The sequence below is a fragment of the Anaerostipes hominis (ex Lee et al. 2021) genome (assembly GCF_002270485.1).
Classification (GTDB): domain Bacteria; phylum Bacillota; class Clostridia; order Lachnospirales; family Lachnospiraceae; genus Anaerostipes; species Anaerostipes hominis.
In genome coordinates this window covers 1-16921 of sequence record NZ_NQOG01000022.1, presented here as the reverse complement: position 1 = coordinate 16921, position 16921 = coordinate 1, and the positions used below count along the sequence as shown (strand labels likewise).

The window sequence follows — 16921 nt, the reverse complement described above, 5'->3', positions numbered from 1 at the left end:
AATTCTGAGGGCCTTGGGTCCACAGCAGGAGGAGATCAAATGGAAATGAACAGTGTAAAAAGTGCAATTGAAAACGGGAAAACAGCGCTTGGGATTGAATTTGGTTCCACAAGGATCAAGGCGATCCTCGTAGGGGAGGACAATGCTCCGATTGCATCCGGAAGTCATGACTGGGAAAACCGGCTGGAGAACAATATCTGGACTTATAGTCTGGATGATATCTGGACCGGGCTTAAAGACAGCTACCGGAAGATGGCCGAGGATGTGAAGAGCAAGTATGGAATTGAATTGGAAACCATTGGAGCCATTGGGTTCAGTGCTATGATGCACGGTTATATGGCGTTTGACAAAGACGGAGAACTTCTTGTGCCATTCAGAACGTGGAGAAATACCATGACAGAGGAAGCATCAGAAAAACTTACAGAGGAATTTAACTATCATATTCCTCAGAGATGGAGTATCGCGCATCTTTATCAGGCGGTTCTCAATGGGGAAGAGCATGTGAAAGAGATTACATATCTTACGACTCTGGCGGGCTATGTGCACTGGAAACTTTGCGGAAGCAAGGTTCTGGGAGTAGGAGAAGCTTCCGGTATGTTCCCGATTGACATCGAAACGAAAAATTACAATGAAACAATGATTTCCAAATTTGATGAACTTGTTGCGGACAAAGGATATCCGTGGAAATTAAAAGAGATTCTTCCGGAAGTCCTTGTGGCAGGAGAAAATGCCGGAGTATTGACGGAAGAAGGTGCGCAACTCCTGGACCCGAGCGGAAAACTTAAGGCGGGAGTTCCGATGTGCCCTCCGGAAGGAGATGCGGGAACCGGCATGGCTGCGACCAACAGTGTGGCCGTGAAGACTGGAAATGTTTCTGCCGGAACGAGTGTGTTTGCCATGATCGTGTTGGAGAAAGAGCTTTCCAAGGTTTATCCTGAGATTGACCTTGTAACTACGCCGACCGGAAATCTGGTGGCCATGGTCCACTGCAACAACTGTACTTCGGATCTGAATGCATGGGTGAATCTGTTTAAAGAATTTGCTGAAAGCTTCGGTATTGAAAACACAGATATGAACAAGCTCTTTGGTAAGTTATATAGTAAAGCCCTGGAAGGGGATGCGGACTGCGGAGGACTTCTGGCATATAACTATTTTTCCGGGGAGCATATCACCGGATTTGAGGAAGGACGTCCTCTGTTCGTGAGACAGCCGGACAGCAAATTTAATCTGGCAAACTTCATGCGTGTTCACCTGTTTACGGCCCTCGGTGCGTTAAAGACCGGCCTGGATATTCTGATGAAGCAGGAAAATGTACAGGTGGAAAAGCTGCTTGGCCATGGAGGGTTATTTAAGACAAAAGGTGTCGGTCAGAAGATTATGGCTGCGGCAGTCAACGCACCGGTTTCTGTTATGGAAACCGCGGGAGAAGGCGGAGCCTGGGGAATTGCCCTGTTGGCATCTTATATGAAAAATAAAACAGAAGGGGAAACACTGGATGATTATCTGATTCAAGAAGTATTTGCAGAAGACGAAGGAATCAGTATGGAACCGGATGAAAAAGACGTAAAAGGCTTTGATACATTTATAAAAAGATATACAGAGGGACTTCCAATTGAACGTGCGGCAGTGAATGCATTGAAACAAATGTAAAAGTGGGGTAAAATAATATGTTAGAAGAGTTAAAAAAACAAGTTTATGAGGCAAATATGGAGCTCCCACAGAAGGGGCTTGTCACCTACACATGGGGCAATGTCAGCGGGATTGACAGGGAAAGAGGTTTGTTTGTCATCAAACCGAGCGGAGTGGAGTATGAAAAGCTGTCACCGGAAGATATGGTTGTGATGGATCTCTCCGGCAATAAGGTCGAGGGAGAGATGAATCCTTCTTCTGATACACCGACTCATCTGGAACTATATAAGGCATTTAAAGATCTCGGCGGAGTGGTACATACCCATTCCCCGTGGGCCACTTCATGGGCACAGGCAGGAAGAAGTATTCCATGTTACGGAACAACTCATGCAGATTACTTTTATGGGGATATTCCTTGTGCCAGAGGACTGACAAAGGCAGAAATAGAAAAGGATTATGAGAAAAACACCGGGTTGGTCATCATAGAGACATTTAAGGATAAAAACCCCATCTATGTACCTGGAGTACTCTGTACAAATCATGGACCTTTTACATGGGGTAAAGATGCCGGTGAAGCAGTTCATAACGCAGTTGTACTGGAGGAAGTGGCTAAGATGGCGTATCGGGCGGAGCATTTAAAAGACGGGATCAGCCCTGCACCTCGGGTTATTCAGGATAAGCATTTTTTCCGCAAACATGGGGAAAACGCTTATTATGGTCAATAGAGATCGGAATCTGGGATCTGATCGGTGGAAATAATAGTTGTACCTGGAGCTTTACAGCAGGAGAGGATGCGGCATATGATAAAGGTTTTTTTAGTGGAAGATGAAGTAATTATACGGGAAAGTATAAAGAACAATGTGGAGTGGGAAAAGCATGGATATGAGCTGGTTGGAGAAGCAGGCGACGGAGAGATGGCGCTTCCGCTCATTAAAGAACTGAAACCGGACATATTGATTACAGACATTAAAATGCCTTTCATGGACGGTGTGGAACTTGGAAAGATTTTAAAAACAGAGATGCCGGATCTGTCTGTTATTTTTCTGACCGGCTATGATGATTTTTCTTTTGCAAAAGAGGCAATCTCCATCGGGGTGGAAGAATATTTGATGAAGCCTGTCACAGGAGAACAGCTCATTGCCGCACTTGACAAAGTGAAAAATCAGATTGAAAAGAAAAAGATACTGACAGACAATATGACACGGCTTGAGCAGGAGAGTCAGAAAAATATACAGATCAAACGATACCGTTTTTTCGGAGAACTTGTGCGCAGCAAGATGCCGGTATCAAAGCTGATCAGAATGGGAAATGAACTGGGTATTTCTGTGATGGCATCTGCTTATACGGTAATACTTTTAAAGTACTATTTTAATCATTCGGACGATGAAGAGAGAAAACGGAAGGCAGAGGAAGCAAACAGGCTGCTTTCACATACAGACAGTCAGGAACATGTTGTTATGTTCCAGAGAGCGACAGAAGGATACATCTTTCTTTTGAAGGTACAGAGTGACGAAGATATTGATAAGATTAGAGAGAGATTTGTAAAAAAAGTGGTTGAAATTGCTTCCCGCTTTGAGGATCTTGGATATTTTATCGGAGTCGGAGAGACAGTCCACAGAGTGCATGAGATTTCCCGCAGCTATGACACGGCAAGTGTGGCTTTCGCAAAGCAGTATGAGATGGGCAAAAACAGAGTCTTATATTACAGCCAGCTTGATAAAAGAGAAGAAATAGAGGACATCTCCGTAAATATTGATTTTCGGGAGATTAATATGGAAAAAACAGACAAAGCAGTCCTGGTCAAATTTTTGAAAAATGGAACAGGAGAAGATGTAGACGAATTTGTTGAGGACTATTTCAAAGCTTTTGGAGAGAAGAACATGGAGTCTTTTTTATTCCGACAGTATATTATTCTTGATATTTGTTTTATTATCAATGAATTTTTGGAACAAATCCATGGTGCAAAGAAGAAAGTGGCTGATCAGATGTTCGGAGAGAACTATAAGTTTACCGATGTGGATACTCTGGATAAGACAAAAGCTTATGTAAAGAGATTAATAAGAATGGCCATAGAACTGCGGAGCGAGAGTGTTGTTAAAAAGTATCAGCCGATGATCGAGGATGCTACGGATTACATCAGGAAGCACTTCAGTGATGATGACATTTCGCTGAATGTTGTTGCTTCTATTGTGGGGCTGAGCCCGAGCCATTTCAGCACGGTTTTTCGTCAGGAGGTTGGAAGTACCTTTGTAGAATATCTTACCATGGTGCGTATGGAGGAAGCGAAGACACTTCTCAAATGCACAAGTTTGAAAAGCTCGGAGATTGGTTACAGAATTGGTTATAAAGATCCCCATTATTTTAGTTTTCTGTTTAAAAAGACTCAGAAATGTACTTCGAAAGAGTACCGCATGAAAGGAATCTGATGAAAAGATTTAGTATAAAGCTTTCAGTATCCTCTCTGGAGAAAAAATTAAACTGGATTCGTTTATGTGTGCTGGTGCCATTCTTTGGAATGGTGCTGGCTCTTCTTGTCATGATGGTCAGTTTCAATGAACAGTATGACACAAGTGTACAGAATATCAGTCAGGCAAGTGAATTTAATTTTCAGTTCAGGGAAGACATTGATAACAAGATGTACAGGGTAGTAATAGGAGCAGATACCTTTGAGGAAATGAACCCTTATGTGGAAAGCTTTAAGGCCAGGATGACACTGGAACAGCTCAGAAAGACTGCTTTAAAACAGGAGAGCAGAGACCGTCTGGATCAGATCAACCGCCTTTTGGCCAGCTTGGAAACGTATATTCAGAAAATACAGACATCTGATATTATGAAAGACTATAAGGTCAATGACCGTATTTTAAGGGATGATGTGAATATCTTTACTGAAATCATTGAAAAGAAGATTAGCGAGTATATTTATTTTGAGACAGGCAACTTAAAACAACTGAGGAGCGGTCTGAGAAAAAATATTATGACTGCAGTCGCTGTTTCTGCGGCTATTTCCGCATTTCTTATCGTTTTTATCTGGATATTCACAAATCGGATCGCCAAAAGTATCTCGGAGCCGATCGTGGATCTGTGCAATAAGACAAAGCTTGTCGGAAAAGGGGATTTTACAGTAAGAGCCTTAAACAGTGAGACAGAAGAAGTCAGGATTCTGAGCAAAAACTTTAATCAGATGGTGAGAAGGATTGAACAGCTTGTGGAGGATGTGACTAAGGAGCAGATGAATCTGAGGAAAACAGAGCTGGAACTTCTCCAGTCCCAGATTAACCCCCATTTTTTGTATAATACTCTTGATACGATCATCTGGTTTGCGGCAGACGGACAGAATGAACAGGTGGTTCAGATGGTACAGGATCTGTCCACATTTTTCAGGGAATGTTTAAGTAAGGGTGAAGGCCTGATTTCTCTAAAGGATGAACTTCTGCATGTAGAAAGCTATCTTAAGATCCAGAGTGTCCGCTATCAGGATATACTCGATTTTTCAATTGACGTGCCAGAAGAAATCTTAGGCAGCAACATTATTAAAATGACCCTTCAGCCTCTTGTGGAAAATGCACTGTATCACGGCATTAAGCGGCGGAGAGAAAAAGGAAAGATTGAGATCAATGGAGTCTATGATGAGGATAATATTTATCTGTCGGTGGAAGATGACGGTCCGGGCATGGATGCAGATCATGTGGCGAGAATCAATCAAGAGATGATGGGCGGAAGCCGGGATCGCAGAGTAACCGGATTTGGAATGTCCAGTGTAAACCAGAGGCTGAAGCTGCAGTTTGGAGAAGAGTATGGACTAATCGTAGAAAGTGAAGAATCTGCAGGTACAAGAGTGATTGCTGTTCTGCCAAGAGAGACCTGATTTTAAGAAAGTCAGAATGAATCTGAAATAAAAATGGTTCATTCTGACTTTTTGTTTCTTGTGTGCTATGTTGTATGTTCACCTTAAGGGCTATGAACCATGTTTAAGTAAAAAAATGAACTCATTTCAAAAGAAAAAAAACTTTTTTAACCTCATATTGAAAAAAAATAAAAAAGTGTACTTAACTCAAAAGATATTGCATTGAAACAAGTGCAGATACAAGTAAAATGTATATTGTAAGTAAGAACCGCATGAAGTTCAGAAAATTTAAGGAGGAGAAAGTCATGAGAAAAGGATTTAAGAAAGTTCTTAGTATTGCTCTTTGTGCAGCAATGATGGGCACCATGTTGACAGCCTGCGGCGGAGGTGGAAAAAAGGATGCCGCTAAGAAAGATAACAAGGAGATCACGATCGGATTTTCACAGGTAGGTGCGGAGAGTGACTGGCGTGTTGCCAACACAAAGTCCATGAAGGAAGCACTGTCTGCGGGAAATGGTTTCAAATTATCTTTTGCTGATGCTCAGCAGAAACAGGAGAACCAGACAAAGGCTGTCCGCGAGTTTATTTCACAGGGTGTGGATGTCATCGCGATCGCGCCGGTAACAGAGACCGGATGGGAAACTGTTCTGAAAGAAGCAAAGGAAGCAGGCATCCCGGTAATCACTGTTGACAGACAGATCAAGACATCTGATGATTCACTGGTTTCCTGCTGGGTAGGTTCCGACTTCAAGAAAGAAGGAGTGGAAGCAGGAAAATGGCTGATCAAAGACATGGAAAAAAAGGGTAAGAAAGCTGCCAACATCGCAGTTTTACAGGGAACAATCGGTTCTTCCGCTGAGATCGGACGTACAAAAGGATTTAAAGAAGGCATTAAAGACGCTAAGGACTTTAAGATCATAGCTTCTCAGACAGGCGAGTTTACACAGGCTAAAGGACAGGAAGTAATGGAATCCTTCCTGAAACAGTACAAAAACATTGATGTCGTAGTGGCTCAGAATGACAACATGGCATTTGGTGCGATTGATGCATTAAAGGCAGCAGGTAAAAAACCTGGAAAAGATGTCACAATCATTTCCTTCGACGCTGTAAAAGCAGCATTAAAAGAAGTACAGAACGGACAGATCAATGCTGAGTTTGAATGTAATCCGCTGCATGGACCTCGCGTAGCAGACCTTGCTAAGAAGCTCATGAACGGTGAGAAAGTAGAGAAGGTTCAGTATGTAGAAGAACAGGTATTTACAAAAGATAACGTAGACAAGTTTATCAACGAACGCCAGTACTAAAAATCAGCTGGATGTACATAAAAATTGCAGGCTCTGGACCAGAAAGCCGATTTCTGGCCTAACCTGTAATTTTTATACTTAGATTGCCCAGGGGCAGACCTAATAACAGTGAAAAGAAAGGTGGAATTGTCATGAGTGATGAAAAAAAGACAGTTCTTTCCATGAAAAATATCAGTAAGAGTTTCCCCGGTGTAAAAGCATTATCCGATGCGCAGTTGACTTTACGGGAAGGTGAGATTCATGCATTGATGGGAGAAAACGGTGCAGGAAAATCAACTCTGATCAAAGTCCTGACTGGTGTGGAAGAATTTGAAACCGGCGAAATCATTATGGATGGAAAGAGCATCGTAAACGGATCTCCGCAGGAAGCGGGCATGAATGGAATCAGCACAGTTTACCAGGAAGTAAACCTCTGTCCGAATCTTACGGTTGCGGAAAATATTTTTATCGGACGAGAACCTATGAAAATGGGACATATCGACTGGAAGACGATCAACAGGGAAGCACAGAAAATCCTTGACAACTTAAAATTAGAAATTGACGCCACAGAGCTTCTGGAAAACTATTCTGTTGCAATCCAGCAGATGGTTGCCATTGCAAGGGCTGTAGATACACAGGCAAAAGTCTTGATTCTGGATGAACCTACTTCCAGCCTGGATGAAGGAGAAGTAGAAAAATTATTCGAAGTTATGAACATGCTGAAGAAACGAGGAACAGCGATCGTGTTTGTTACTCATTTTCTTGAACAGGTTTATGCAGTATGTGACAGGATCACTGTTTTGCGAAACGGACATTTTGTAGGGGAATACAAGACTGAAGAACTTCCGAGAGTCAAATTGGTTGCGACCATGATGGGCAAAGAGTTTGATGATCTGGCTGATATTAAGAATAAAGCCGGAAATGGTTCCAGGAGAAACAATGAAGCTGTGATCGAGGCTAAAGGGTTATATCATAAAGGATCTATCAAGCCATTTGATCTGACTATACATAAGGGAGAAGTCATTGGATTATCAGGACTATTAGGGTCAGGACGATCTGAACTGGCAAGAGTTATTTATGGAGCAGATAAACCGGAAGGCGGAGAACTCTATGTGAATGGAGAGAAACTTCACGTAAAGGCTCCGATCGAAGCAATGCAGAAAGGAATGGCATATTGTCCGGAAGACAGAAAGGCCGAAGGTATCATCGCCGACTTGTCCGTACGAGAGAACATGATCATTGCGCTGCAGGCAAAACGTGGAATGTTTAAGCTGATGAGCAAGAAAGAACAGGAAGAATTAACAGATAAATATATTGAAATGCTCCAGGTCAAGACGGCCAACAGAGAGGTGCCGATCAAGACTTTGAGCGGAGGAAACCAGCAGAAAGTCATTCTTGGAAGATGGCTGATGACCGACCCGGATTTCCTGATTCTGGATGAGCCTACAAGAGGTATTGATGTCGGTACAAAGACAGAAATTCAGAAGCTTGTTGTAAAACTGGCTGGAGAAGGAATGTCTGTCATGTTCATTTCCTCTGAAGTTGAGGAAATGCTCCGTACCGTAAATCACATGGGTATCCTGAGAGACGGAAAAAAGGTCGGAGAGCTGGAAGAAAGTGAATTATCACAGGAGAATGTTATGAAAGCAATCGCAGGAGGTGACAAGTAATGGATAAGTTGAAAAAATTGACAACCTGCCGCCTGTTTTGGCCTCTTGTATGTCTGTTTCTCGTACTGCTGTTTAACTTTATTAAATCACCGTCATTCTTTAAGATTTCAGTGAACAACGGTGTGTTATACGGATATCTGGTAGACATATTCAACAGATCCAGTGAGCTGATCATTTTGGCAGTCGGGATGACTCTCTGTGTGGCATCCAGTGCAGGAACCGATATTTCCGTCGGTGCTACAATGGCTTTGGCAGGAGGTGTATCTGTATATCTTCTGGGAACAGGAAATACATATAATATGCCGTGGATTCTTGCAATCCTGGCCGGACTTCTTGTCTCAATCGTATGCGGAATGTGGAATGGATTCCTGGTAGCAAAAATGAAAATACAGCCCATGGTGGCCACACTGATACTGTTTACTGCCGGGCGCGGTATGGCACAGCTGATCACCGGAGGAAATATTTTATACATCAAAGTGCCGAACTTTAAATATTTAGGAGGATTTCTTCCGCATATTCCGGTGCCGACCCCGATTCTTGTAGCAATTATTGTGGTAGTGCTTGTAAGTTTATTCTTAAACAGAACAGCGACAAAATTATATGTTGAAAGTGTCGGTATTAACCCGAAAGCCAGCCGTCTGTTCGGACTGAATTCCAACAGGATCATCTGGCTGACATATGCAGCCTGCGGACTCTGTGCAGGAATCGCAGGTATGATCGCTACATCAAGAATCTCATCCATTGATGCCAATAACGTAGGTAATCTGATGGAATTGGATGCAATCCTTGCAGTAGCCCTTGGAGGAAACTCACTGGCAGGAGGAAAGTTTTCTCTTGGAGGAAGTGTCATCGGAGCGATCACGATCCAGGCATTGTCAACGACACTCTATGCACTGAAAGTAACCGGAGATCAGCTTCCGCTTTATAAGGCGATCGTAGTTATCATTATTGTGACACTGCAGTCTCCGGAATTCAAGAAATTTATGAATCGATACAAAGCAAAAAGAGCGGCGAAAGCTGCTGGAGAGAAGGTGGCATCATGATAGAGAAAATCAAGAGCAAACTGCGCGGGAATGGTTTCCTGCTGTTTGTCACCATCGTGCTGTTCTTCATCTTGTATATCGCAGGAGCCATCGCCTATGGTGACCGTAACTTCACAAGTCCTCAGGTATTTTTAAACCTGTTTATCAGCAACGCAGGGCTGATCATTGCAGCAGTCGGCATGACCTTTGTCCTTATCACTGGAGGGATTGATATTTCCATAGGTTCTGTCATCGGCGTTGTATGTATGATGCTTGCATGGATGATGGAGATCAAACATATGAGCGCAGGGCTGGCAATCGTCTTAGTGCTGGCATTTGGAATTATATTCGGTCTGGTACAGGGATTCCTGGTAGCATATTTAAAAATTCAGCCTTTCATCGTAACACTGGGAGGTATGTTCTTTGCCAGAGGTTTGACCGCCGTGATCAGTTCTGACATGATCAGTATTAAAAATGAGACGTTCTTAAACCTTGCAAATAATAAAATTTACTTAAGCTTTATCACTTACTATAACAACAGAGGAATCGCAATGCACCCATATATTTACCTGAGCGTTGTTATCGCACTCCTGGTTGTGGCAATTGCATTTGCACTATTGAAGTTTACAAAGTTCGGACGTGCAGTATTTGCCGTGGGTGGAAATGAACAGTCTGCACTGCTCATGGGACTGAATCCGAGAACAACAAAATTAAAGGTTTATGTATTAAACGGATTTTTAGCATCCCTGGCCGGTTTTGCTTTCTGCTTAAACTCCTGCGGAGGATTTGTAGAGCAGGCCCGCGGATTCGAGATGGATGCCATTGCGGCAGCTGTCATCGGAGGAACACTGCTGACCGGAGGTGTAGGAACTGTTATCGGTTCACTTTTCGGATCTCTGATCAAAGGTATCATTGAAACGATCATCACATTCCAGGGTACATTGTCATCCTGGTGGACGAGGATTGCCATTGCAGCCCTGCTTTGCTTCTTCGTCATCTTACAGAGCGTATTTAAATCCATCCGTGAAAAACGGCTGGCCCAAAGTGAAGATTAGCAGGAGGTAGGAAAATGAATAACATGCCGAAAGTAAAAATCGGGATCGTAGCAGTCAGCCGTGACTGCTTCCCGGAAAGCCTTTCCGTTTCCAGGAGAGAAGCTTTAGTGAAAGCTTATAAAGAAAAATATGGGGAAGAAGACATCTATGAATGTCCGGTCTGCATCGTAGAGAGCGAGATCCATATGGTGCAGGCACTGGAGGATATCAAAAAGGCAGGGTGCAACGCGCTGGCAGTATATCTCGGAAACTTCGGACCGGAGATCTCAGAGACACTTCTCGCCAAACATTTCGACGGACCAAAAATGTTCGTTGCGGCGGCTGAGGAAAGCGGAAACAATCTGCTGGACGGACGGGGAGATGCCTACTGCGGAATGCTGAATGCAAGTTATAACTTAAAGCTTCGGAATATTAAGGCATACATCCCGGAATATCCGGTTGGAACTGCGCAGGAATGTGCGGATATGATCCATGAATTTGTACCGATCGCGAGAGCGGTAAAAGCACTGAGTGAGCTTAAGATTATTTCTTTCGGTCCAAGACCACTGAACTTCCTGGCCTGCAATGCACCGATCAAGCCATTATATGATCTGGGCATCGAAATTGAAGAAAACTCAGAGCTGGATCTGTTCGAGGCGTTCAACAATCATAAAGATGATGAACGGATTCCTTCTATAATAAAAGAAATGGAAGAAGAACTGGGTCAGGGAAATAAGAAGCCTGAAATTCTGGCAAAGCTTGCCCAGTATGAACTGACATTGAAAGACTGGGTGGAAGAGCACAGAGGCTACAGGAAATATGTTGCCATCGCGGGCAAATGCTGGCCGGCATTCCAGACCCAATTCGGTTTTGTTCCATGCTACGTAAACAGCCGTCTTACTGCCCAGGGAATCCCTGTGTCATGTGAGGTGGATATCTACGGAGCGCTAAGTGAGTTTATCGGAACTGCGGTAAGTGAAGACGCGGTAACGCTTCTTGACATTAACAATTCTGTTCCTGCCGATATGTATGAAGAAGATATCAAAGGAACATTTGACTATACACAGAAAGATACCTTCATGGGATTCCACTGTGGGAACACTGCAAAGAGCAAGCTGTCCTTCTGCGAGATGAAATATCAGAAGATCATGGCAAGGACACTGCCGGAGGAAGTGACTCAGGGAACCCTGGAAGGAGATATCACACCGGGAGATATTACATTCTTCCGTTTACAGAGCACGGCAGACACAAAATTAAGGGCCTATGTGGCACAGGGAGAAGTTCTTCCGGTAGCAACAAAATCCTTTGGATCCATCGGAGTGTTTGCCATCCCAGAGATGGGAAGATTTTACCGCCATGTACTGATTGAGAAGAACTACCCGCATCACGGGGCAGTCGCTTTCGGACACTTTGGAAAAACATTATATGAAGTGTTCAAGTACATCGGTGTGGATGTCGGTGAAATAGGATTCAACCAGCCGAAGGGTATGTTATATCCGACGGAAAATCCTTTTTCATAAAGTAAAAGTAACTTTTTACTCCTTCTTAGACGGAGACAGACTCTAACCAGGTCTGTTTCCAACAGCACTTGGATAAAGCCGCAGAACATTTTGTTTTACGGCTTTGTCATATTTGTTTTTCACAGAAAAGGAATATACTATGAAGAAAATAGGAATACAGCCATTTGGCACAACTTCTGCGGGAGAGGAAGCAAATTTATACACAATTGCATTTAAAGACGGAAGTTCATTTTCCGCCACCGACTACGGAGCCAGTATCGTATCCTGTGTGGTTCCTGACAAAGACGGAAAGATGACAGATGTTGTTTTGGGATATGAGAATGTCAAGGATTATGAACAGCAGGATATGTTTATGGGATCGGTTATTGGAAGACATGCAAACAGGATCAAAGGGGCATCTTTCACTTTGAACGAAAAAGAATACAGGCTGTGTGCGAACGAAGGATGCAATCACCTGCACGGAGGCAATTCGGGCTTTCAGAAGAAGTTATGGAAAGGAGAGAGCCGGGATAACAAGATTATCTTTTCCCTTTTCACTCCCCACATGGAGGAGGGGTATCCCGGCAGTTTACAAGTCAGTGTTATTTATTCATTTACAAAATACCATACACTGCATATTGATTATACCGCCGTCTGCGATCAGGATACAATCATTAATCTGACCAATCACGCTTATTTTAATCTTGCGGGTCATGATGCGGGTAACATCCAAAACCATTTTTTGAAAGTCAACAGCGATTTCTATACTCCGGGAGCAGCGGATTCTGTTCCCACCGGGGAAATTATGAGTGTGGAGGGCACCCCGTTTGATTTCAGAGAAGAAAAACAAATAGGGAAAGATATAAACAAAGAAAATCAACAGCTGGAATACGGCTGCGGATATGACCATAACTTTGTACTTGCAAAAGAAAAGGAAAGCTATGGGGAAGCAGCCAGGGCATGGTGCAGCACAACGGGGATAAGTCTTATTGTGGAGACAACCCTTCCCGGAATGCAGCTGTACAGCGGAAATCATATCCATGGAGAGCCTTTGGGCAAGAACGGGACGGTGTACCATAAACGTGATGGTTTTTGCCTGGAAGCTCACTTTTTTCCTTCAGGCCTTACTTATTCTCATTTTCCTCAGCCCATTCTCAGAAAGGGAGAGATTTTCCGTCACCGGACGACTTATTCATTCGGTATTCGATAGGTTTGTTTTTGTGGCTCTTTAGGTATAACAGTGGTAAAATAAAAGAGATATCATAATTACTTAAATCCATTGACCAGGAGGGACGTTTATGGAAAATATACCAGAAGTAGTTTTAGGAATTGCAGCGGTCAGCAGGGATTGTTTCCCTATGTCACTGTCCGAGAACAGGAGAAAACTTGCTGCAAAAGCCTATCGGGAGAAATACGGGGAAATCTTTGAATGTGAGACTTGTATTGAAAATGAATTGGACATGAAGAAAGCCCTTGAAGAGCTTAAAAAAGCAGGATGCAACGCATTGGTTGTTTACCTGGGAAATTTCGGACCTGAGACGGCTGAGACATTACTGGCTAAAGAATTCGACGGGCCGGTGATGTTTGCGGCGGCAGCCGAAGAGACACAGAATAAGCTGACCGATGACCGGGGTGATGCTTACTGTGGTATGCTCAATGCCAGCTATAATTTAAAGCTTAGAAATGTAAAGGCTTATATTCCGGAATATCCGGTGGGGACTGCCGAGGAAGTGGCAGACATGATTCATGACTTTGTACCGGTGGCAAGGGCAGTGATCGGCGTGCGTAACTTAAAGATTATTTCTTTCGGTCCGAGACCACAGGATTTCCTTGCCTGCAACGCACCGATCAAACAGCTTTATAATCTGGGAGCCGAGATTGAAGAAAATTCTGAACTGGATTTGTTTGAGTCTTTTAAGGCACATGAGGGTGATGAGAGGATTCCGGATGTGGTAAAGGACATGGAGAAGGAGCTGGGAGAGGGAAATAAAAAACCTCAGATACTGCCTAAACTTGCACAGTATGAGTTGACCCTCCTGGATTGGATCGATAAGCATAGGGGTTCCAGGAAATATGTGGCCATTGCAGGGAAGTGCTGGCCTGCTTTTCAGACTCAGTTCGGCTTTGTTCCATGCTATGTCAACAGCAGGCTGACGGCAAAGGGAATCCCGGTGTCCTGTGAGGTGGACATTTACGGAGCTCTGAGCGAATTTATCGGAATGGCAGTCAGCCAGGATATTGTGACTCTTCTGGATATTAACAATACAGTACCTGATGATATGTATGAGTCAGAAATCAGGGATAGTTATGAATACAGCCGCAGAGATGTGTTCATGGGATTTCACTGCGGAAATACGGCTTCAGAAAAGCTCTCTTCCTGCGAAATGAAAAATCAGCTGATCATGACGAGAACGCTGCCCGAGGAATCTACACAGGGAACGCTGGAAGGTGATATCATACCGGGAGACATTACATTTTACCGGCTTCAGAGTACATCAGATTCAAAATTAAGAGCATATATCGCACAGGGAGAAGTACTCCCGGTGAGGACAAGATCATTTGGAGGGATAGGTGTTTTTGCCATACCGGAAATGGGAAGATTTTACCGTCACGTACTTATAGAAAAGAATTTCCCGCATCACGGAGCAGTTGCTTTTGGACATTTTGGAAAGCTTCTGTTTGAGGTATTTAGGTATCTGGGGGTGGAACAGACGGAACTCGATTTTAACCGGCCGAAGGGAATGTTGTATCCTTCCGAGAATCCATTTGCATAATAGAGGAAAGGAGTTGGAAGATGTATTACATAGGACTTGACCTGGGGACTTCTGCACTGAAGCTATTATTAATGAGCGGGCAGGGTGAGATTTGTAAGATTATTTCCAAAGAGTATCCCATTTCATTCCCAAAACCAGGGTGGTCGGAACAGAATCCTGTGGACTGGTGGAATGCTGCTGTGGATGGAATCCGTGAATTGGTCCGAGATGTGGATAAAGATCAGATCAAGGGGATCAGCTTCGGAGGCCAGATGCATGGACTGGTCGTTCTGGACAAAGACGATAATGTCATCCGTCCCGCAATTCTGTGGAATGACGGCAGGACATCAGAAGAATGTAAGTTTCTAAATGAAGTGGTGGGCACAGAAAAACTGTCTCAGTATACTGCCAATATTGCTTTTGCAGGTTTTACCGCGCCTAAGATTTTATGGATGCAGAAACACGAGCCTGAGAATTTCAGCAAGATTCATAAAATTATGCTGCCGAAGGATTATCTTGCCTACCGTCTGTCAGGTGTATTTTGTACTGATGTTTCAGATGCATCAGGAATGCTTCTGTTTGATGTGGAACATAAACGCTGGTCGGAAGAAATGTTGAATATCTGCGGTATAAAGAGAGAACAGATGGCAGATATTTATGAAAGTTATGAAGCAGTGGGCACAGTGACGCCTGAAGCTGCAAAAGAATTGGGACTTTCTGAAGCTGTAAAAATTATAGCAGGTGCAGGGGACAATGCGGCAGCAGCCATCGGAACAGGAACCGTGGGAGACGGCAAATGCAATATTTCTCTGGGAACATCAGGGACTATTTTTATATCAAGCAAAAATTTCAGAGTGGATAAAAATAATGCACTTCACTCTTTTGCCCATGCGGACGGACATTTTCATTTGATGGGCTGTATGCTGAGTGCTGCATCCTGCAATAAGTGGTGGATGGAAGATATCATTGGAACAAAAGAGTATGGAAAAGAGCAGGAGTCTCTTCAGGTGCTTGGAGAAAATCATGTGTTTTTCCTGCCATATTTGATGGGAGAACGCTCCCCATATAATGATCCGGATGCCAGAGGGGCATTCATCGGCATGTCTATGGACACAAAGAGATCGGATATGACACTGGCAGTGCTGGAAGGTGTTGCTTTTGCAATGAAAGACTCACTGGGAATAGCAAAATCTCTGGGAATTGATATCAAGAAAACAACTATCTGCGGAGGAGGGGCAAAGAGTCTGCTCTGGAGAAAAATCATGGCTAATGTCCTGAATCTTGAAATTAATATTATAGAAAGTGAAGAAGGTCCTGGATATGGAGGAGCAATTCTTGCAGCAGTTGGATGCGGTGAGTATAGTTCCGTGGAAGAGGCAGCGAAGAAACTGGTGAAAGTCGTGGATACAGTAAAACCCGATTCAGAGCTGGTCAATAAGTATGAAGAACGATATAAGATTTTCAGGCAGATTTATCCGAGTCTGAAATTCCTCTACCCAATGCTCTAAATCATTTAAAGCAGTACAGCAAATAAGACTTTTCTCCGCTGTTTGTTCTTTTCAGCAGTGGAGAAAAGCAGTTTACAAGAGCTTAGAAATATAAAAACTCATATTCAGGAAATCTGGAAGTTGTGAAAAATACATGCTGATACTACTATATATAGTAGAAAAGAATTATATTCCAATTTTTATTAAATTATTTCATAAAATCTATTGACAAAGAGTTGTGAGTTTGATAATATATTCAAGCGTCACATGAAGACGCAGTATCATAACGTAATTGTTTAGGCGCTTTTGGAGAAGTACTCAAGTGGCTGAAGAGGCGCCCCTGCTAAGGGTGTAGACCGTTTGCGCGGTGCGAGGGTTCAAATCCCTCCTTCTCCGTTTTTATAAATTCTTAAAAAGAACTTATAAAAAATGAAAAAAGTTGTTGACACAGAGAAATAAATATGATATTCTAATATAGCTGTCGCAAGAGGAACGACAAAAAACGACAGCAGATCTTTGATAATTGAACAATAAGACAACCTTGAAAATTCTAAGAGATTTTCAGTATCTTTAAAAAAGATACACGAACGTTCTTTATAAAAGGACACAGTAAAACAAGGATAAAAAAGCTAGCGCTTTTTAGATCCAAGATTGAACATGAGAGTTTGATCCTGGCTCAGGATGAACGCTGGCGGCGTGC

12 protein-coding genes and 1 tRNA gene are annotated in these 16921 nt (G+C 43.2%); all 13 read left to right on the top strand.

The genetic code is table 11. From position 1 onward, the window contains the following. Nucleotides 1-45: 45 nt before the first annotated feature. The 13 genes from CI597_RS14810 (at nucleotide 46) to CI597_RS14750 (ending at nucleotide 16617) form a co-directional block, all read left to right on the top strand. A complete protein-coding gene (locus CI597_RS14810) occupies nucleotides 46-1650 on the top strand; it encodes a xylulokinase (RefSeq protein ID WP_369882360.1) in 1605 nt (534 codons plus the stop codon). Nucleotides 1651-1667: 17 nt separating this feature from the next. Continuing rightward, nucleotides 1668-2354 (top strand): L-ribulose-5-phosphate 4-epimerase, encoded by a 687-nt coding sequence (locus CI597_RS14805; RefSeq protein WP_024729032.1) that lies wholly within the window; start codon nucleotides 1668-1670, stop codon nucleotides 2352-2354. A 75-nt stretch (nucleotides 2355-2429) separates the two neighbouring features. Then, nucleotides 2430-4055 carry a response regulator gene (locus tag CI597_RS14800; RefSeq protein ID WP_024729031.1) on the top strand — a complete coding sequence of 542 codons (1626 nt, stop codon included), beginning with the start codon at nucleotides 2430-2432 and terminating at the stop codon, nucleotides 4053-4055. Then, nucleotides 4055-5494, top strand: coding sequence for a sensor histidine kinase (locus tag CI597_RS14795; protein WP_034550536.1), 1440 nt, complete (start codon nucleotides 4055-4057; stop codon nucleotides 5492-5494). Before CI597_RS14800 ends, CI597_RS14795 begins: the two co-directional genes overlap by 1 nt. 284 nt (nucleotides 5495-5778) lie before the next feature. After that, the gene (locus CI597_RS14790; RefSeq protein WP_024729029.1) at nucleotides 5779-6777 is read left to right on the top strand and encodes an ABC transporter substrate-binding protein; all 999 of its coding nucleotides are present in this window, start codon (nucleotides 5779-5781) and stop codon (nucleotides 6775-6777) included. Between the two features lie 131 nt (nucleotides 6778-6908). Further along, entirely contained in the window at nucleotides 6909-8426 is a 1518-nt protein-coding gene (locus CI597_RS14785; RefSeq protein WP_024729028.1) for a sugar ABC transporter ATP-binding protein, read from the top strand. Beyond that, nucleotides 8426-9469, top strand: coding sequence for an ABC transporter permease (locus CI597_RS14780; RefSeq protein ID WP_024729027.1), 1044 nt, complete (start codon nucleotides 8426-8428; stop codon nucleotides 9467-9469). Before CI597_RS14785 ends, CI597_RS14780 begins: the two co-directional genes overlap by 1 nt. Then, nucleotides 9466-10503 (top strand): ABC transporter permease subunit, encoded by a 1038-nt coding sequence (locus tag CI597_RS14775; RefSeq protein ID WP_024729026.1) that lies wholly within the window; start codon nucleotides 9466-9468, stop codon nucleotides 10501-10503. Before CI597_RS14780 ends, CI597_RS14775 begins: the two co-directional genes overlap by 4 nt. Before the next feature lie 14 nt (nucleotides 10504-10517). Then, on the top strand, nucleotides 10518-12002 hold the full coding sequence (locus CI597_RS14770) for an L-fucose/L-arabinose isomerase family protein (RefSeq protein WP_024729025.1): 1485 nt from the start codon (nucleotides 10518-10520) through the stop codon (nucleotides 12000-12002). Between the two features lie 139 nt (nucleotides 12003-12141). Continuing rightward, nucleotides 12142-13191: an aldose epimerase family protein gene (locus tag CI597_RS14765; RefSeq protein WP_024729024.1), complete on the top strand. Its 1050-nt coding sequence runs from the start codon at nucleotides 12142-12144 to the stop codon at nucleotides 13189-13191. A gap of 88 nt (nucleotides 13192-13279) precedes the next feature. Next, entirely contained in the window at nucleotides 13280-14755 is a 1476-nt protein-coding gene (locus CI597_RS14760; RefSeq protein ID WP_024729023.1) for an L-fucose/L-arabinose isomerase family protein, read from the top strand. Nucleotides 14756-14775: 20 nt separating this feature from the next. After that, the gene (gene xylB, locus CI597_RS14755) at nucleotides 14776-16242 is read left to right on the top strand and encodes a xylulokinase (protein WP_024729022.1); all 1467 of its coding nucleotides are present in this window, start codon (nucleotides 14776-14778) and stop codon (nucleotides 16240-16242) included. Nucleotides 16243-16529: 287 nt separating this feature from the next. Beyond that, nucleotides 16530-16617, top strand: a tRNA-Ser gene (locus CI597_RS14750). Nucleotides 16618-16921 lie beyond the last annotated feature (304 nt).